Source organism: Metabacillus herbersteinensis (assembly GCF_042433335.1).
In the GTDB taxonomy this organism is placed as follows: domain Bacteria; phylum Bacillota; class Bacilli; order Bacillales; family Bacillaceae; genus Metabacillus; species Metabacillus herbersteinensis.
The window spans coordinates 1-18,747 of sequence record NZ_JBHLVO010000050.1 but is presented as its reverse complement, the minus strand read 5'-3'; the positions used below and the strand labels follow the sequence as shown (position 1 = coordinate 18,747).

Annotated in this window: 17 protein-coding genes, 1 tRNA gene, 1 other RNA gene and 1 other annotated feature; of the genes, 5 read left to right on the top strand and 14 right to left on the bottom strand. The window is 37.8% G+C overall.

Annotated elements, in window-relative coordinates; translation table 11 throughout:
• Positions 1 to 332: 332 nt before the first annotated feature.
• From ACFFIX_RS26700 to tadA, 7 genes are all read right to left on the bottom strand, one after another.
• Complete coding sequence (locus tag ACFFIX_RS26700; RefSeq protein WP_378939552.1) at positions 333 to 599, bottom strand: pro-sigmaK processing inhibitor BofA family protein; 267 nt, start codon at positions 597 to 599, stop codon at positions 333 to 335.
• A gap of 91 nt (positions 600 to 690) precedes the next feature.
• A complete protein-coding gene (locus ACFFIX_RS26695) occupies positions 691 to 924 on the bottom strand; it encodes a YaaL family protein (RefSeq protein WP_378939550.1) in 234 nt (77 codons plus the stop codon).
• A gap of 14 nt (positions 925 to 938) precedes the next feature.
• Positions 939 to 1,535 carry a recombination mediator RecR gene (gene recR, locus ACFFIX_RS26690; protein WP_378939548.1) on the bottom strand — a complete coding sequence of 199 codons (597 nt, stop codon included), beginning with the start codon at positions 1,533 to 1,535 and terminating at the stop codon, positions 939 to 941.
• A 361-nt stretch (positions 1,536 to 1,896) separates the two neighbouring features.
• Positions 1,897 to 2,223: a YbaB/EbfC family nucleoid-associated protein gene (locus ACFFIX_RS26685; protein ID WP_378939546.1), complete on the bottom strand. Its 327-nt coding sequence runs from the start codon at positions 2,221 to 2,223 to the stop codon at positions 1,897 to 1,899.
• A gap of 17 nt (positions 2,224 to 2,240) precedes the next feature.
• Positions 2,241 to 3,938 (bottom strand): DNA polymerase III subunit gamma/tau, encoded by a 1,698-nt coding sequence (dnaX, locus tag ACFFIX_RS26680; protein WP_378939544.1) that lies wholly within the window; start codon positions 3,936 to 3,938, stop codon positions 2,241 to 2,243.
• A 229-nt stretch (positions 3,939 to 4,167) separates the two neighbouring features.
• Positions 4,168 to 4,431: signal recognition particle sRNA large type (ffs, locus tag ACFFIX_RS26675), an RNA gene on the bottom strand.
• A 108-nt stretch (positions 4,432 to 4,539) separates the two neighbouring features.
• Complete coding sequence (tadA, locus tag ACFFIX_RS26670; protein WP_378939542.1) at positions 4,540 to 5,016, bottom strand: tRNA adenosine(34) deaminase TadA; 477 nt, start codon at positions 5,014 to 5,016, stop codon at positions 4,540 to 4,542.
• Between the two features lie 111 nt (positions 5,017 to 5,127).
• On the opposite strand from tadA, the gene ACFFIX_RS26665 reads away from it, so the two are divergent.
• The 4 genes from ACFFIX_RS26665 to ACFFIX_RS26650 all read left to right on the top strand — a co-directional run bounded on the left by ACFFIX_RS26665 (position 5,128) and on the right by ACFFIX_RS26650 (position 8,522).
• Positions 5,128 to 5,682, top strand: coding sequence for a cysteine hydrolase family protein (locus tag ACFFIX_RS26665; RefSeq protein ID WP_378939541.1), 555 nt, complete (start codon positions 5,128 to 5,130; stop codon positions 5,680 to 5,682).
• 52 nt (positions 5,683 to 5,734) lie between these two features.
• Positions 5,735 to 7,027: a glycoside hydrolase family 18 protein gene (locus tag ACFFIX_RS26660; RefSeq protein ID WP_378939539.1), complete on the top strand. Its 1,293-nt coding sequence runs from the start codon at positions 5,735 to 5,737 to the stop codon at positions 7,025 to 7,027.
• 188 nt (positions 7,028 to 7,215) lie between these two features.
• Complete coding sequence (locus ACFFIX_RS26655) at positions 7,216 to 7,857, top strand: deoxynucleoside kinase (protein ID WP_378939537.1); 642 nt, start codon at positions 7,216 to 7,218, stop codon at positions 7,855 to 7,857.
• On the top strand, positions 7,854 to 8,522 hold the full coding sequence (locus ACFFIX_RS26650) for a deoxynucleoside kinase (protein WP_378939535.1): 669 nt from the start codon (positions 7,854 to 7,856) through the stop codon (positions 8,520 to 8,522). The genes ACFFIX_RS26655 and ACFFIX_RS26650 overlap by 4 nt, the downstream gene beginning before the upstream one ends.
• Before the next feature lie 368 nt (positions 8,523 to 8,890).
• Here ACFFIX_RS26650 and ACFFIX_RS26645 read toward each other — a convergent pair.
• The 7 genes from ACFFIX_RS26645 to guaB all read right to left on the bottom strand — a co-directional run bounded on the left by ACFFIX_RS26645 (position 8,891) and on the right by guaB (position 17,358).
• Positions 8,891 to 8,983 (bottom strand) — tRNA-Ser (locus ACFFIX_RS26645).
• A gap of 197 nt (positions 8,984 to 9,180) precedes the next feature.
• Positions 9,181 to 10,458: a serine--tRNA ligase gene (serS, locus tag ACFFIX_RS26640; protein ID WP_378939533.1), complete on the bottom strand. Its 1,278-nt coding sequence runs from the start codon at positions 10,456 to 10,458 to the stop codon at positions 9,181 to 9,183.
• Between the two features lie 52 nt (positions 10,459 to 10,510).
• Positions 10,511 to 10,738, bottom strand: a binding site (T-box leader).
• Positions 10,739 to 10,791: 53 nt separating this feature from the next.
• Positions 10,792 to 11,382, bottom strand: coding sequence for a pyridoxal 5'-phosphate synthase glutaminase subunit PdxT (gene pdxT / locus ACFFIX_RS26635; RefSeq protein ID WP_378939531.1), 591 nt, complete (start codon positions 11,380 to 11,382; stop codon positions 10,792 to 10,794).
• Positions 11,383 to 11,386: 4 nt separating this feature from the next.
• Positions 11,387 to 12,268, bottom strand: a complete 882-nt coding sequence (pdxS, locus tag ACFFIX_RS26630; RefSeq protein ID WP_378939529.1) for a pyridoxal 5'-phosphate synthase lyase subunit PdxS — start codon at positions 12,266 to 12,268, stop codon at positions 11,387 to 11,389.
• A gap of 534 nt (positions 12,269 to 12,802) precedes the next feature.
• Positions 12,803 to 14,011 carry an MFS transporter gene (locus ACFFIX_RS26625; RefSeq protein WP_378939527.1) on the bottom strand — a complete coding sequence of 403 codons (1,209 nt, stop codon included), beginning with the start codon at positions 14,009 to 14,011 and terminating at the stop codon, positions 12,803 to 12,805.
• A 358-nt stretch (positions 14,012 to 14,369) separates the two neighbouring features.
• Positions 14,370 to 15,725, bottom strand: coding sequence for a D-alanyl-D-alanine carboxypeptidase family protein (locus tag ACFFIX_RS26620; protein WP_378939526.1), 1,356 nt, complete (start codon positions 15,723 to 15,725; stop codon positions 14,370 to 14,372).
• A 166-nt stretch (positions 15,726 to 15,891) separates the two neighbouring features.
• Positions 15,892 to 17,358 (bottom strand): IMP dehydrogenase, encoded by a 1,467-nt coding sequence (gene guaB / locus ACFFIX_RS26615; protein WP_378939524.1) that lies wholly within the window; start codon positions 17,356 to 17,358, stop codon positions 15,892 to 15,894.
• A gap of 109 nt (positions 17,359 to 17,467) precedes the next feature.
• Here guaB and ACFFIX_RS26610 point away from each other — a divergent pair, with 109 nt between their 5' ends.
• The gene (locus ACFFIX_RS26610) at positions 17,468 to 18,439 is read left to right on the top strand and encodes a YaaC family protein (RefSeq protein WP_378939522.1); all 972 of its coding nucleotides are present in this window, start codon (positions 17,468 to 17,470) and stop codon (positions 18,437 to 18,439) included.
• The last annotated feature ends 308 nt before the right edge of the window (positions 18,440 to 18,747 follow it).

Here is an 18,747-nt window from a genome sequence, read left to right as displayed (position 1 = left end):
CCAGCGTTCGTCCTGAGCCAGGATCAAACTCTCCAATAAGATTGTTTGACTAGCTCTTCTTTTGCACACAAATGTGCGAAAAAAACTTTGTTGCTTTTGTTGATTAAATCAACGTTGGCACGCTTGGTTTTGTTTAGTTTTCAAAGAACTTTTTAACTCATTCGCCTAAAAGCGACTTCGTCAGTATATCATAAACACGCAAATCGTGTCAATAACTTTTTTAAGAAGTAACTCTATAAAGTTACTGAACCGCATCAGCGACGTACATAAATATATCACTTAGATATTATACTGTCAACAAAAAAAATAAAACAAATGGTTTCCCATTTGTTTTATCCCGTAATCATCGTTTTAATGACGATTAACGCTAGTAGTCCAGGGATACCTAATAACCCGGAAATGCTAGATGTAATTAAGTTAATTGGTATATGAAGATCTAAACTTGTTCCAAATGCATTTACGAAAAAAAGTAATAAAGCCCCGACTGTAATTTTTACGAGCACTTGTCCAACCCATCTTAGCGGTCTTATTGGAGCGCCCACAAATAGTAGGACCAAGATCAAGCCGCCAAGGACAGAAAAAACTAAAATTGGTTCCACGTTATCACTCACTTTCATTTCCTAATAGTAAGAAGATATGAAAGTTGTCGCAAAATAGAACAAGCTGTTTCGTCCTTTTAACAAGTTAACCTTATAAAGAACCTCGATATTTACCAAATGTAATGTTGCGCTTTTTTGCTTCTTTAAATAGAAAAAAGTACTTAGCTTCTGCAAGTTTAAGTTCATATAACACTTCAGAAGAGGGTTCAACACTCTTATCAACTAACTGCTTTTGCCGGTTCCATTCACTTTTCGCTGATAGTAGACTTTCAAGAAGAAGCTGGTCGTACTGATTTCTTAACCAACCTTTTCGGCGAAAAAGCATAGAAGTACCCCCTTTTAAATTTCTCTTCTTCCTTCCATAGCTTTTGATAAAGTAACCTCATCTGCATATTCTAAGTCTCCACCCATTGGCAAGCCGTGTGCAATTCTCGTTATTTTAATTCCTGTTGGCTTTAAGAGTCTTGATATATACATAGCTGTAGCTTCTCCCTCAATATTGGGATTTGTTGCTAAGATGACCTCTTGAATAAGATCATCCTGGAGTCTTTTTAAAAGTTCAGGAATTTTTATATCTTCAGGTCCTATTCCATCCATTGGAGAGATTGCCCCATGTAATACGTGATAAAGGCCATTATATTCTTTCATTTTTTCCATCGCGATTACATCTTTAGGATCTTGAATAACACAAACTACACTTTTATCTCGACGGTCATCTTCACATATGTAGCATGGGTCTTGATCGGTAATATGGCCACAAACTGAACAATAAGATAAGTTTCTTTTAGCGTTAACTAAAGCTTTTGCGAAATCTAATACAACATCTTCTTTCATATTTAATACAAAAAAAGCCAGACGAACCGCTGTTTTCGGCCCTATTCCTGGCAATCTCATAAAGCTATCAATTAGCTTTGATATCGGTTCAGGATAATGCATTCTTACTCCTCCTTAAAAAAGCACAAACGCCTTGTTCAGCCTTAGGCATAGCATAAGGCGATTCTAGGGTAGAAGGTGTTCTTTGCCTTCAATTTAGAATTGACTTATGACCTCGAGGCAGTCAAAAACGCGACGTCAATCGCCATGACTGCACTAGCACGTCCTGTGCCTCGGGGCTAGGCGCTGGAGCTGGACTTGCGAAACGCTTACTGAGTCTTAGAATTATATAAATTCTGTTAGTAATAAAAAAAAGAACAAGCGCCCATTTAGCGACGTAGAGTGACAGGAAGCCATAAGTCGCTGGGCGCTAGAGCTGGATTCAAAAACACAAACTAAATCAAAACATTTTCACTTTCCTATCCTAGAACATTCCAGGCAAGTTCATTCCTTTGGTGAATTGTCCCATTGTATCACTTGTTAAATCATCCATCTTCTTTAAAGCGTCATTTGTTGCTGCTAATACTAAGTCTTGAAGCATATCGATATCTTCAGGATCTACTACTTCTTCTTTAATTGTTACACTTAGAACTTCCTTTTGTCCATTTACTGTTACAGTGACCATTCCACCGGCAACAGTACCCTCAACAGTTTTTAGAGCAAGTTCTTCTTGAGCCTTTTCCATATCCTTTTGCATTTTTTGCATTTGCTTCATCATTTTTTGCATATTACCCATTCCGCCACGGTTCATAGTCAATTCCTCCATTATTAATCTTTTATTTCAATTAGTTCATTGCCTACTAATTTTTTTGCTTCTGCAATGAGTGGATCTTCTCCATCTTCTTGTTGATCTGTGTCTTCATCACTTCTCTGGAATCGCAGAAACTCTTCTCTTAGTTTACCCCATTCTTGGTCTGGAACGCCAACCATTTCCAACCTTTTACCTAGCAATTCGTATAGAATCGCCTCCATATTAGATCGAACATTATTGTTATTCTCAGCAACCATTTTACAATGAATCTCAAACTTGAATTTCAAAATAAAAGCACTTTCTGAAGCTGCAACTGGTTCACTATCCGTTAATAAAGCTGCGTGGGATACTTTATTTTGTTTTCTTAAAACTTCAAGGAGCTCTCCCCAACGTTTTTTCACAACTTCAAGGTCATTTCTAGTCGCCACCTTCAGGATTTCATGAATTCGCCCTTCTGGTACCTTATAGCCGCTTCTCATCATTTTTTGCTTAGGTTCTTTACTGGCACTAGGTTGTTGTTGTGCTAATGTAATACCCTGCTGTTTTATTTGAGTGAGTTCTGATTCAAGGGAGTTGATTCTATTTAATAGCGTGGAAAATCCTTCTGTTTCAGTTACTATGACGGCTGACACAGATTCCTGACATAGTTTCACAAGTGCTACTTCAAGAAATATTCTTGGGTGGTTGGTCCATTTCATTTCCTGCTGGCTTTTGTTTAAAACATCTATAGTGTCGTAGATTTCACTTGTCGAGAGTTTCTCAGCTAACGCGGTAAATTCGTTGTCAATCGTAACACGTTCAAGTACTTCTTCTAACTGTGGCGCAGTTTGGTATAACAACATATCCCGGAAATAGTAGATTAAGTCTTCAATGAATCGAGATGGGTCTTTTCCTTGTTGCATGAGTTGATCTAGCGCTCTCAGTGCTGTCGTAACATCCTTTTCATGAATTGATCTAACGAGTTGACTTAGAAAGCCTTGTGATATTGCGCCAGTTATGAGCAAGGCCTCTTCTAACCTTAGTTTATCTTCACTAAATGAAATAGCTTGATCTAGTAGACTTAAAGCATCACGCATGCCACCATCTGCAGCACGAGCAATCACTTGTAGAGCAGCATCTTCAACTTCTATATCTTGGTTATGTATAACCTCTTGCATCCGTCCCACAATTGCACCAGCGGTAATTCTCCTAAAATCAAAGCGCTGACAACGGGAAATAATTGTTAGCGGGATTTTATGTGGTTCAGTTGTCGCTAAAATAAATAAGACATGTTTTGGTGGTTCTTCTAATGTTTTTAATAGAGCATTAAACGCACCGATAGAGAGCATGTGAACTTCATCAACAATATAGACTTTATATGAGACCGAAGATGGTGCATATTTCACTTTGTCACGAATATCCCTAATTTCATCAACACCATTATTTGAAGCTGCATCAATTTCAATTACATCTGATATTGATCCATCTGTAATACCTCTGCAAGATGCACATTCGTTACATGGTTCTGCAACCGGGGCCTTTTCACAATTAACTGTTTTCGCAAAAATTTTTGCAGCACTAGTCTTCCCAGTTCCTCTGGGACCTGAAAATAAATAGGCATGCGAAAATTTCTCCTGCAGGAGGGCATTCTGTAGCGTTCTTGTGATATGTTCCTGTCCAACCACATCATGAAATAGCTGCGGCCGCCAGACACGGTATAAAGCCTGATAACTCACGTAAACGCCCCCTCAAAATTCTTCTCTTCTATTATAACGCAACCATTTAGTATTTTCCAAAAGGAGTTGTCTCAGAAACACCCTTTTTATAAAAGAAAATTCACATAATCGAAGTAACTATTCTATCTAACAAAAATTAGTTTGAACCAATTCAGAATACCATTACATATCTTTTTTAAAATACAAAAACTCACCCATAAAATGAGTGAGTTAGTATGTAAGGAAACTGCCGTGCACCTTCCTTCGATTAGAAACCATAAGCGTTACTCAAGCAGTTAGCTCGGCCCAGGCAACCCTGCGGCACATGGGAGCTTCCACTTAATGCTGCTTCCTTCCGGACCTGACATGGTTCATGGATTCCCATTGCGCAGGACCCAGGCGTCAACACCACTTACTTGAGGCAGCCCTACAGTTTACTAACCTCTAGAAGGAATTCGGCCTCGCTAGAGCGGATTGCGAGTACAGGGCACCGCTACCTCCCCGCTTAGCACGGCAAAATTGAAACCATATTTGGTTGCGCCGTTTAGTACGACGCTTGTATTAGTATATCTGCTTTTTGTAGAAATTGCAACGCTTAGCAATTGTAAGTTTTTTCAAGTGATTATTCCACCCGGCTTCGTTTCTTTTTCTCGCGTATCTTACGGAAGAATGTGCTAAGTAGCTCACCACACTCTATTTCCAATACACCTTTTGCAATTTCAACTTGATGATTAAACCGTTCTTCTTGTAGTAAATTCATTAATGTTCCGGCACAGCCACCTTTAGGATCTGATGCTCCATATACAACACGTTTAATACGCGAGAGTACAATTGCTCCTGCACACATAGGGCAAGGCTCAAGCGTCACATATAATGTTGCATTCTCAAGCCGCCAAGTTCCCGCCTTTTTACATGCTTTATCGATTGCTAATATTTCGGCATGGGCAATTGAACGTTGCTCTATTTCTCGTAAATTGTGAGCTTTTGCTATAACTTTACCATCCGACACTAAGATAGCTCCTATGGGAACCTCACCAATCTCTTCAGCCTTCTTTGCTTCCTCTATTGCTAATTCCATGTAGTAATAATCACTCTTCATAAAAAAGCTCCTTATATAACCATGCTCTATTACACATTCTATCCTTATAAGAAGTGATTCGAAGCATTTATTTTATGTATTCGGGTCAACCGATCATTGGGAGTGTTTGATATGTTACCTAAAAAGAAAACAGCTCTACTTATTATCGACATGATAAATAATTTTAAATTTGAAAATGGAACGGTATTAGCAGAACGTGCAAATGACATTGCTCAGCCTATTTATCAGTTAAAGAAAGAAATGAAAAAAGGTGAACTCCCTATTGTTTATATTAACGATCATTATGATCTTTGGCAGGCTAACTACGAAAAAATCGCCCAGAAATGTACGAACTCACTGAGCCAGCCAATTATTGATCTATTATACCCTGAAAACGATGACTATTTCTTAATCAAACCAAAGCATTCTGCCTTTTACGGGACGGCATTAAATACTCTTCTATACAGTCTAGGGGTTCAAACATTAATTATTACTGGTATTGCGGGAAACATTTGCGTCCTTTTTACCGCGAACGATGCATACATGCGAGAATATAGTTTAATTGTTCCTAGTGATTGTATAACCTCAAATGACATAAAAGATAATGAGTATGCTCTAACAATGATGAAAAATGTCCTAAAAGCATCTGTTACACCTAGTCTGCAGTTAAATTTAAATAACATGTAATCAGGTTTCTCCTCATAAGATGTAGAAAAATGCTATACAGAGGAGGACATATATGCAAATCCATATTGTCCAACAGGGGCAAAGTTTAGTGGGAATTTCTCAGGCTTATAGCACCACTGTACAAGAGATTGTCCGAACGAATGAAATTCAAAATCCTAACAACCTTGTCGTTGGTCAAGCCATTGTCATTCCAATTCAAGGGCAATTTTATTGGGTTAGACCAGGAGATAGTCTACAGAAAATTGGGCAGAGATATGGAATTAACGCAAATGAACTTGCTAGGATCAATGGCATATCAGCATCACAGCCTCTCCAAGTTGGCTTTAGATTATATATCCCTCAAGGGACAAAACGATCTGTAGAGACAAATGCCTATGTTGAGCCACGTCAACAAGTGACCACTACCATCGAGCAAGCAACAAGGAGTGCAGCTCCTTATTTAACTTATTTAGGCCCCTTTAGCTTTCAGATTAAACGTGATGGAACATTAAAAGAGCCATTACTAAATAACTTCCCTCAGATAGCAAGACAAAATAATGTAACACTAATGATGGCCATTACGAATTTAGAAAACGATCAATTCAACGATGAACTAGGAAGAATTATTTTAACGAACCAAGAAATTCAAAATAAACTTCTAACAAATATTGTTCAAACGGCGAAAAAGTACGGATTTAGAGACATTCACTTTGATATGGAATACTTAAGACCCCAAGATCGCGAGGCTTACAATCAATTTTTACGTAAAGCCAAGGATCGCTTTAAGCGCGAGGGATGGCTCCTTTCCACAGCATTAGCTCCTAAAACAAGTGCGGATCAAAAAGGAAAATGGTATGAAGGGCATGATTATAAAGCCCATGGTGAAATTGTTGATTTTGTCGTAATAATGACATATGAGTGGGGATACAGTGCTGGTCCTCCAATGGCAGTTTCTCCAATTGGTCCTGTCAGAGATGTCCTTGAATATGCAATATCAGAAATGCCGAGTCGGAAAATTATGATGGGACAAAATTTATATGGATACGACTGGACCTTACCTTTCGTTCAAGGTGGTCAATTTGCAAAAGCTGTAAGTCCGCAACAAGCCATCCAACTTGCAAGTCAATATAATGTTCCTATTAAGTACGATACAAAGTCACAAGCACCCAACTTCGACTATCAAGATACTAGCGGCAAAGAACATAAAGTTTGGTTCGAGGATGCGAGATCGATACAAGCGAAGTTCGATTTAATAAAGGAATTGGACCTTAGAGGAATTAGTTATTGGAAGCTAGGACTTTCCTTCCCTCAAAACTGGCTACTTATTACAGATAACTTTCAAGTGGAGAAAAAAGCGATTCAGTAGATCGCTTTTTTCTTTTGTCATCTTTAGGTTTGTACGGATATACGCTTTGACTATTGTCATTTTTCAGCATAATTATTGGAAATTAGTCATTTTTCGTAAATCGTTACTTTCTAAATGGAGACACTATGGTACAATAAAATCTGTCTGTTTTTAAGTAAATGCAAGGTTGTTTTAGAGGAGGACACGTAATGAATGGAATACCCTTTATTACTGTTGAGGGCCCGATTGGTGTCGGTAAAACCTCATTAGCCAAAGCAATATCTGAACACTATCATTATCACTTGTTAAAAGAGATCGTAGACGAAAATCCTTTTCTCGGTAAGTTTTATACGAATATTGAAGAGTGGAGTTTTCAAACAGAAATGTTTTTTCTGTGTAATCGCTACAAACAGCTTGAAGATATCGAGCAAGATTTTTTAAAACTAGACAAGCCTGTTGTTGCTGATTACCATGTGTATAAAAATCTTATTTTTGCGAAACGAACATTAAAAGAAAAACAATACGATAAATACTTAAAAATTTACGATATATTAACGAGTGACATGCCAAAGCCCAACCTGATTATCTATCTTAATGCAAGCTTGGATACCCTACTCACTCGCATCTCTATGAGAGGACGAGATATTGAGAAGAGTATTGAACCTTCTTATTTACGTCAACTCTCTGAGGATTATGAAACAGCTATGTCACAGTGGGAACAAGATTATCCGTCCATTCCCATTATTCGATTAAACGGTGATGATCTAGATTTTGTTCAACAAGAGAATGATCTGAATTACATTTTTAAAGTCTTAGATCAATCTTTACAAAAAGGAGTAATATCAAAATGAATCTTCGAGAAAAATATCACATCCCGCATAATGCTGTGATAACAATTGCTGGAACCGTTGGAGTTGGTAAGTCCACGATGACAAATGCTCTTGCAAGAGCCCTGAACTTCCGGACTTCTTTTGAAAAGGTAGATACGAACCCGTACCTTGATAAATTTTATGCAGATTTCCAACGTTGGAGCTTTCATCTGCAAATCTATTTCTTAGCTGAACGATTTAAGGAGCAAAAGAAAATTTTTGAATATGGTGGTGGCTTTGTCCAAGATCGTTCAATTTATGAGGATACTGGCATCTTTGCAAAAATGCATTATGAAAAGGGAACAATGACGGAAGTTGATTATGAAACGTATACTAATCTTTTTGACGCCATGGTCATGACGCCTTACTTTCCACACCCTGATTTACTAATCTATCTTGAAGGAAGCTTAGAAGATATCTTATCTAGAATAAAAGTGCGTGGTCGCCCTATGGAACAGCAAACTCCTGTTCAGTACTGGGAAGAAATGCACAGCCGCTATGAAAATTGGATCAATAATTTTAATGCATGTCCAGTTTTAAGGTTAGATATTAATGATTATGATCTCGTAACAAGTGAACATTCAATAGAACCAATTGTTGAACGAATTGGACATTTTATTGAACAAACAAGGTTACTAAAGAAATAAGAGGTAAGCCCATATGGGTTTACCTCTTATTTTTTGATAACTAACCAAAGAACAAAAGCGCAGGGCGCCTTGGTCAGCCTTAGGCATAGCATAAGGCGATTCTAGGGTAGATAGAAGGCGTTCTTTGCCTTCAATTTAGAATTGACTTATGACCTCGAGGCAGTTACAACCGCGACGTCCTGTCGCTGTAACTGCACTAGCACGTCCTGTGCGTCGGGGCTAGGCGCTGGAGCTGGATTTGCGAAACGCCTACTGTGTCTTAGAATTATATAAATTCTGGTGTATAAAAAAAACGTTACAATAAAGTAACGTTTTAACAATCTCCCATATTCTATGCGCTAAAATATAAGATAAGTATAGTTATAAAATGGAGGAGGAAGAGGGATTCGAACCCCCGCGGGTTTTGACACCCCTGTCGGTTTTCAAGACCGATCCCTTCAGCCGGACTTGGGTATTCCTCCGTTTCGACAAGAATTAATATATCATATACTGATTATTCTTGTCAACAAAGTTCTAAAAATTTATTTAGAATTTACTTTTTAGGATTTATCGTTAATAAAATAAGTAGTTACTCTTCATATAATATGTACATTACACAAGCCTTTTAGCAAATAATGCTGGGCAACAATATATATGCTTGCCCAGCAAACTTTCCTTTTTACTTGCTAATTCGTTCTTTATTTCCCATATATGATCTAAGTACTTCAGGGATAATTACACTGCCATCTTCCTGCTGATAGTTTTCTAAGATGGCAGCAACTGTTCTACCAATTGCAAGCCCTGATCCATTTAATGTGTGGACATTTTCTGGTTTTCCTTTTGCTTCGCGTCTGAAACGTATATTTGCTCGACGTGCTTGGAAAGATTCAAAATTACTACAAGATGAAATTTCCCGATACGTTTCATAGCTAGGAATCCAGACTTCAATATCATACTTCTTAGCAGCAGTAAAACCTAAGTCAGCCGTACACATATTTAAGACTCTGTAAGGAAGTTCTAGTAATTGAAGCACCTTTTCTGCGTGCCCTGTTAAAGTTTCAAGCTCTTGATAAGAATCTTCGGGCTTTACAAATTTGACCATTTCCACTTTATTAAATTGGTGTTGACGGATTAGTCCTCTTGTATCACGTCCCGCAGAACCTGCTTCTGAACGGAAACATGCACTAAATGCAGCGTAGTTAATAGGTAGTTGATCTGCCGTTAGGATCTCATCTCGATGTAAGTTTGTAACTGGAACCTCAGCAGTTGGGATTAAAAAGTAGTCTTCACCAGCAATCTTAAATGCATCCTCTTCAAACTTCGGAAGCTGACCAGTTCCTGTCATACTGTCACGATTTACGATGTATGGCGGTAAAACTTCTGTATAGCCGTGCTCTTCTACGTGCAAATCAAGCATGAAGTTAATCAATGCACGTTCTAATTTTGCCCCTAGCCCACGGTAAAAGACGAAACGACTACCTGTTACCTTTCCAGCTCGTTCAAAATCTAGAATCCCTAATTCATCCGCTACTTCCCAATGTGGTTTAGGTTCAAATCCAAATTCTTTCACTTCTCCCCATTTACGAACCTCAACGTTGTCATCCTCTGATTCACCCACAGGAACGCTCTCATGAGGAATATTAGGGATTGAAAGCATCAGCTTCTCAAGTTCATTTTCTACGATGCGGAGCTCATCATCAAGTACCTTAACTTTGTCTCCAACCTCTTTCATTTCAGTGATGAGTGCATCGGCATCTTTCTTTTCTCTTTTTAAAACAGCAATTTGTGCAGAAGCTTCATTTCGTTTACTTTTTAGCACTTCTGTTCCAGAAATGAGTTCTCTTCGTTTCTGATCCAAGCCCTCAAATTTATCAAACTCAGATAAATTTTCTCCACGTGCACTTAGTTTGGTTTTAACTTCTTCTAAATTTGCTCTTAAATACTTAATATCCAGCATAATAAATTCTCCTTTTTATAAAAAATGAATACAAAAAAACTCCCATCCCTATGAAAGGGACGAGAGTTACCCGCGTTACCACCCTAGTTAAAAACACAGAGAGACTGCATTTTCCACCTCATGGATAACGGCCAGTACCGGAATAGAATACACTTGCTTATAAAGCAATTTCAACTATTCATTCAAGGATGGATTCACAAGCTACTATCACCGGTTCTCACCAACCACCGGCTCTCTTAAGATAGGTCACTTTGCTACTACTTCCTATCAACACGTTTTCGTATATTTTAGTAATTCATAATTTACTACAAGTTTTTGAAGGATGCAAGGTTTTTATACGTAATTTTTTTCCTTGGACTCTTTCACCATATTTAAAAACAACTGAGTCATACGGTGATCATTTGTTAATTCTGGATGAAAAGAACAACCAAGTAAGTGTCCTTGACGCGCCGCTACAATTCGTCCATTATGCTTTGATAGAATTTCAACATCTTCGCCAACTTCAACAATGTGCGGTGCTCGTATGAACACTCCAACAAAGTCATCTGCTACGTCTGTAATGTTAAGTTCTGCCTCAAAGCTTTCGCGTTGGCGACCAAACGAGTTCCGCTCAACCGTTGCATCCAATACACCGATGTGAGACTCGTCATAGCCAACTATATTCTTTGCGAGTAGGATGAGCCCTGCGCATGTCCCAAACAAAGGTTTACCCTGCTTTGCAAAATCCTTTAGTGGGTCTAGAAAATGATATTTATCAATTAATCGACGCATTGTCGTACTTTCACCACCAGGCATAATTAACCCATCAATTTCATCTAATTGACTAGGTGTCTTCACCACGATTGCTTCTGCACCACATGCTTCAATTGAAGTTACATGTTCTCTTACTGCTCCTTGTAAGCCTAGTACTCCGATTTTCAACATGTTTTTACCAACCGCGCTCTTGCATTCTTTGTTCTGGTAGTAATGTTGAAATCTCAATGCCCTTCATAGCAGAGCCTAGTCCTTTTGAAAGAGAGGCAATCAACTCATAATCTTCAAAGTGAGTTGTAGCTTCAACAATTGCACGAGCAAATTTTGCCGGATTTTCAGATTTGAAAATTCCTGATCCAACAAATACACCATCTGCTCCAAGTTGCATCATTAATGCTGCATCTGCAGGTGTCGCTATACCACCAGCTGCAAAGTTAACAACAGGTAGCTTTCCTTCACGTTTAATCTGAAGAAGAAGCTCAAACGGTGCACCTAAAAGCTTAGCTTCAGTCATCAATTCATCTTCACTCATGCTAGCCACTTTTCTAATTTGTCCATTTACCTTACGCATATGTCTAACAGCTTCGACGATATTACCTGTTCCAGGCTCACCCTTAGTTCTCAACATAGAAGCACCTTCAGCAATACGTCTAGTAGCTTCACCTAAATCACGGCAACCACAGACAAATGGTACGGTGAACGTACTTTTTAACAAGTGATATTCTTCATCTGCAGGAGTTAATACTTCACTCTCATCAATGTAGTCTACACCCATTGATTCAAGAATGCGGGCCTCAACAATATGCCCAATACGTGCTTTAGCCATTACTGGAATTGAAACTGCGTTCATAACAGCTTCAACGATTGTAGGATCAGCCATTCTAGCTACTCCACCAGCTGCCCGGATATCAGCAGGAACTCGCTCTAATGCCATAACAGCAACAGCACCAGCTTCCTCAGCAATTTTTGCTTGCTCCGCATTGACAACGTCCATTATCACGCCGCCCTTTTGCATTTCAGCCATACCCCGTTTTACACGATCAGTACCAATACTCATTTTGTATGTCCCCCTTATGTAAGTTCATCCCTATGTTTAGGATTTGTAATATAGACTCAATAAATTCATCTATGCTTATTTTATCCTAATTTAATATAAAATCCTATTAAAATAAACGGGAATAGTAAAACAATTCTTAATTAATAGGCTAAGAACATTATCTATAGTCAATCTTTTAGTCGAGAGAGACTTGAGACTAGCCTTAAGATTGCCGTTAGGATTGATTTAGTACCACGAGCCTAGGCTTATCATATTTTTTTAAAAAAAGAGCGAGGCCTTGGTCAGCCTTAGGCATAGCATAAGGCGATTCTAGGGTAGATGGTGGTCTTTGCCTTCAATTTAGAATTGACTTATGACCTCGAGGCAGTCAAAAACGCGACGTCAATCGCCATGACTGCACTAGCACGTCCTGTGCGTCGGGGCTAGTCGCTTGAGCTGGATTCCGTAACGCTTGCTCAGTATTAGCATTATATAAATTCTGATGTATGAAAAAAGGGTAACTAGATTCGATTTAATCTAGTTACCCTACAGTACTTAAACTTGATTTAGTTTTGTAATTTTTTTCGGATTTAAAACGCGCTTTTGCCAAATCAATGTCATAACAAGCGTGATGACTAAGAAAACTAATCCTAAAACAAAAGGATAGATAATATCAATATCATATAACAAACCTGCAAGTGTAGGTCCTAGTATGTTCCCAATACTCATATATGCATTGTTCATTCCCATCGCAAACCCTTGTTCCTCGCCCGCCATTTTTGAAATTAATGTATTAAGCACGGGTCTAAGAATTGATGTAGCAAGGAAAATTAGCAGTGTAATACCAAAGAAAAAGATATAGCTTGATGCAAATAGTGATAGGAAGAAGCCAAATGCAGCAACCCCTAAGAATATATTAAGTACCATACCTTCACCATAGTGACGAACAATTCGTTCGACGAAGAACAGTTGAACAATAACACTCACAATACCTGTTGCTGTAATCATCCATGCAATTTCCTGAGGAGTTGCTCCAAACTGATTGTCAACAAAAAGACCCAAAACAGATTCATATGCCATCAATCCAAAACTCATTACTAGAGTGATAATTAACGGAATGAAGTAAGGCATTTTAACAGATCTTACAATTTTTTTAGCCATTGACTCATCATCGGTAGTGAAATCAACTGTAACTGCTTTTTTCTCTACCTCACTATCTTTTAATACAATGATAGAAAATGCTACTGCTAATAAGGAAACAATTGCGGAGATAAGAAATGGCATCTTTAAACCAAAATCAGCTAAAAATCCACCAACTCCTGGTCCAACTACAATTCCTAGAGACATTGCTGCTGATACATAACTATTTCCTTTAGCACGTTGATCCATAGATGTTATATCCGCTACATAAGCAAAAATAGCTGGAACTAAAAGTGCAGCCCCAATTCCTCCAACTACACGCGAAGCATACAGCCACCATATTGAATCCACAGCGTAGAATATAAACATGGACAGAGTAAGTCCAGTCAAACCATAAATGATCATTTTTCGACGACCATATTGATCAGACCATTTACCAGCGATCGGAGAAAAGATCAGCTGTGCTCCTGCAAAAATTGCAATCATTAGCCCTGCAGCAGTACCACCTTGATTTATTGACTCCAGATATGCCGGTAGGATGGGAATAATGATCCCAAAACTCCCAATCGCAATAAACATATTAATCATTAGAATAATCATTTTTTTCCGGTGATCTACAGACATTTTTTGCAACCTCTCTTTCTATATAAAACATTAATTGCAATGCGAACATTTTAATCCGTTCATTATCATATATTGAAGATGCATAACTGTCAATTGGGAAGGATTTCTGTTTTATTAATCAAAAAATAACGACTTTTTTATAACTCGCAGGGTGCCGTTGATTCTAAGATTATTTGTTTTCTATCCGCAATTAAAAAAGTGCAAGCGTCCGTTTACCGATGTAAGGACCGGACAGCATCTAATCTAGTTTCTGCGCTTAGCCCTCGAGGTCATAAAAACGCTATCCACAGTTCAAGAATTTTGTAACTTCCTATACAAATATAAAAATACCATTCCAAGTATGGAATGGTATTTTTATTTAAAACCAACCTTTAACAGTGTCCGTTACACTACCCCATAAGCCGCCAAAGAAACCACCTACACCTCTCATAGAAAGAACAAACCAGTTTGCTTTTTCTACAGCTGTTTTTGTAACAAGATCTACTTGCATTCCTTTGTTTTGATCAAGGTAGCCTAATTTTTCACCTTTACCTGTATATTCGACCTTCATAATTCCAACTTTTTCTTCTTTTTTAAGAGGAGCAGTAATTTCGCCGTCCTCTGTTAACATTTTTTCATCTAGGACAAAGCTTGGCTTGTATGCGTCTTTTTCACCGTTCTTAACGACTAAAGTAAGTGCATCCTTGGTATGAACCTTCACTTCTTTTTCCTTACCTTTAACGACTGAAATTGTCGATTTTTTATCTAATTGGAAATTAGCTGGATAAACTTCTTGGATTGTGAAGTTTTTATATGCATAATCAAGCATTTTTTCCGTTTCAACAAATCTTGGAGTATGCAAGTTACCCTCCTTGTCGGTTGCGTTCATGACAACCGAGATGACACGCATTCCATCTCGTTCTGCTGTTGCAGTAAAACAAGATCCTGCTGATTTAGTAGAGCCTGTTTTTAAACCGTCGACACCTTCAGTTTCAAAAACTAGATCTTGCAACATCCAGTTCCAATTTGGCATATTTGTTTTATCCTCGGTACCTTCTCTAAAGACCTTTTTTGGAATACTGGATGTCTCAAGGATTTCTGGATAATCTTGAATTAAGCTTTGCGCAAGCTTTGCCATAGCACGAGCTGACATTTTATTTTCTGCATCTGCTTCAGTTCCATCAGGGTGCTGTCCAAGTAAATCACCGTTTTCTAATCCCGTTACATTAACAAACTGTGTATTCTCTAGTCCTAATTCCTTTGCTTTGTCATTCATCATTTTTACAAAGTTTGACTCAGAGCCTGCAATTATTTCTGAAAGACCGATCGCTGCACCGTTCGCAGAGTATATAGCCATTGCTTCATATAATTCCTTAACGTTGTAAGAGCCGTCTTGTCTTAATGGGACATTTGATAGATTAGTATTTTGTGAGATTTTGTAAACATATTCACTCGGAGTGTACGTTTGATCCCACTTGATTTTACCCTTATTAATTGCTTCTAATACTAAATACTCGGTCATGACCTTCGCCATACTTGCAATAGGAAGCATTTCATCTATATTTTTCCCATATAAAATTGTTCCAGTTGAAGCCTCTACTATGATTGCTGACTTTGCGCTTACATCAATTGGTTCTCCTTCTGCATGTACACCTGAAATCGGTGCAAAAATAGTTAGTACTAAAAACAATGCCAAAAGAGTTATCAATACACGCTTAAACATCTTATTGTTCAATTTTTCACCCTCCATTTTTAATTTATCTATTTATAAGTTCTAGTCTTATTTTTTAGAAACACAAATTCGATTCTATCACACATAGCAAAAAAAAAATAGACAGAGTTAAGACTCTGTCTATTTTTTCGTAAATTGTCATAATTTACAGGATTATTGACCTATTTCCTTATGATAAAGAATAATTAGGCGCTTCTTTTGTTATTTGTACATCATGTGGGTGACTTTCTCTTAAGCCAGCACCAGTCATTCGGACAAATTGTGTATTCTCACGAAGTTGTTGAAGGCTTTCTGTTCCACAATATCCCATTCCAGAACGAATTCCACCAACTAATTGATAAATTGTATCTGTTAAAGGTCCTTTATAAGGAATTCTTCCTTCAATTCCCTCTGGCACAAACTTTTTATTTTCTTCTTGGAAGTAACGATCTTTACTCCCCTTCTCCATCGCACTAACTGATCCCATTCCACGATATACTTTAAACCGTCTACCTTGATAGATTTCAGTTCCTCCTGGACTTTCCGTAGTACCAGCAAGGAGACTACCCAGCATGACCGCGTGACCGCCGGCTCCAAGAGCTTTTACCATGTCTCCAGAATATTTAATCCCACCGTCGGCAATAATTGTAACACCGTGTTTTCTTGCTTCTGTTGCACAATCATATACTGCTGTAATTTGAGGAACACCTACACCTGCGACTATACGAGTTGTGCAGATTGAACCTGGACCTATTCCAACCTTCACAACATTTGCACCCGCTTCAATTAAATCCTTTGTAGCTTCAGCTGTCGCAACGTTACCAGCTACTATATTTAGATTAGGGTACATATCTCGTATTTTTTTAACTGTTTCTAGTACACCATTTGAATGACCATGTGCAGTATCCACAACAATTACATCAACACTTGCTTCAACTAGTTTTTTTATCCGTAGCATTGTATCTGCTGTCACACCCACAGCTGCGCCTACTAATAATCGGCCTTGATTATCTTTTGCAGAGTGTGGGAACTCAATTACCTTTTCAATATCTTTAATTGTAATTAACCCTTTTAAGATACCGTTCTCATCAACAAGAGGGAGTTTTTCAATCTTATATTTCTGAAGGATGCTTTCTGCTTCTTTTAATGTTGTTCCTACAGATGCAGTAACGAGATTTTCCTTTGTCATAACATCGTTAATCATGATTGAGTAATCCTGAATAAATCTCATATCGCGATTGGTGATGATACCAACAAGTTTTTGCTCTTCAAGGTTGTTTACAATTGGAACTCCAGAGATGCGATACTTACCCATTAAATGTTCAGCATCATATACTTGGTGATCTGGGGTTAAAAAGAATGGGTCGGTAATTACGCCTCGTTCTGATCGTTTTACCTTATCAACTTGTTCTGCTTGCTGTTCAATTGACATGTTTTTGTGAATAATACCTAGACCACCTTGTCTAGCCATGGCAATTGCTAACTCAGCTTCTGTGACAGTATCCATTCCTGCGCTAATAATTGGGATGTTTAACTTTAATGTAGGTGTAAGTTCAACCTTTAAGTCTACATCTCTCGGTAAAACTCCAGATTTAGCTGGAACGAGCAAAACATCATCAAACGTAAGACCTTCTTTTACAAATTTTTGTTCCCACATAGTAAATCCCCCTCTTTTTCAGCAAAATATTATTAGTAGAGTATCAACTGCATGACTGACTGTCAAGGAAGTAATGAAGTGTTTAAATATTTAGAATTCAATAATTGGAGTGTTTATTACTATGGACCTTTCACCTTGGGAAACTTTACGTTCTTATCATTCGACTGAAACTGTACAGCGCCGCTTACAAGCAAACTATCACAACTTATCGCTAAAAAATCCGAGTGGACTCGCCTATGATAACAGTTACCGATTCGTTTATTTTCTTAAGCACGGAGAGAATTTCTTCAAACAAGCTCAATCTTCACCTACTGCAATACAACCTATATTGCTGTTCTACGGCCTATCACAATTACTCAAAGCAAGCACCTTGAGCGTTGATCCTGAATACCCTTCAACCTCATCTGTTTTAGCACACGGCGTTTCAAGTAGAAAAAGAAAAAAACAACAATATCACTTCTTAAAAGATGAAGTAAAAGTTCAAAAAAATGGCTTGTTTTCACATGTAGCATTTCATTTGTTTCACATGAAACATACTGAATTTGATAAGTATTCAATGGATTTTCTTTTAAGTCAAGTAGCAGAAATGAAGGATCTTTATCTTTTCCATCAAAATAAGTCAATTCTCGTAGACATTAAAGTTGAGAATGCGATCATGACGATTCCAACAAATATAGCTGATTTATATCATATGACACCTGATAGGTTAAAGGAATACCTATTAGGGCTTAATTCATCATTATCTCCACTCCAAGCAGAAGATCATAAGGAAATAATTTCATTAAAGGTTAAAGGTCCTTTACAACCTTTTTCCTGTGCGCCATACATCTTTCAATTAGAGAAAAACACCTATTCACTGCCTACCTCTAGAGATATGTTAAGTACGATTCCTGAACTTTTGATACATTACTTAATTTTATATAATTTAAGCATGATTTCTAGATACGAAACTGATTGGTGGTATGATTTATTATTAAATACAAACAGTGATGATTATCCATTTATTTTAAGATATCTCGAAGTTGTTAAAAGGAAGATTCCTTACTATACACAATTATTTTTACAAAGTACTCTCGGATAAGGGAAATCTGCATGGTTCTTAGAAGCTATGCACCATTAATGAAAATAATTAGGCTTTTACTCCCTTTAAAGACCATTTTGTCTTAATTCAATTGTGATTTTAGTATGTTTATACATGATCATGTGCTAATTACTTATCCATCGACGTTGAGAGCTTAACTTCCATACTCCGATGTCAGCTTGAGATAAGCTTCAAATCTCTGCGCCAGCTCGTTCACTCAGATCCTCATGTGCCAATACCGCACACTCCGGTCTTCGTTCTCTTCGCTTCCTTACTTGCACATGGATGTGCTGACTTCTACGTTGCCA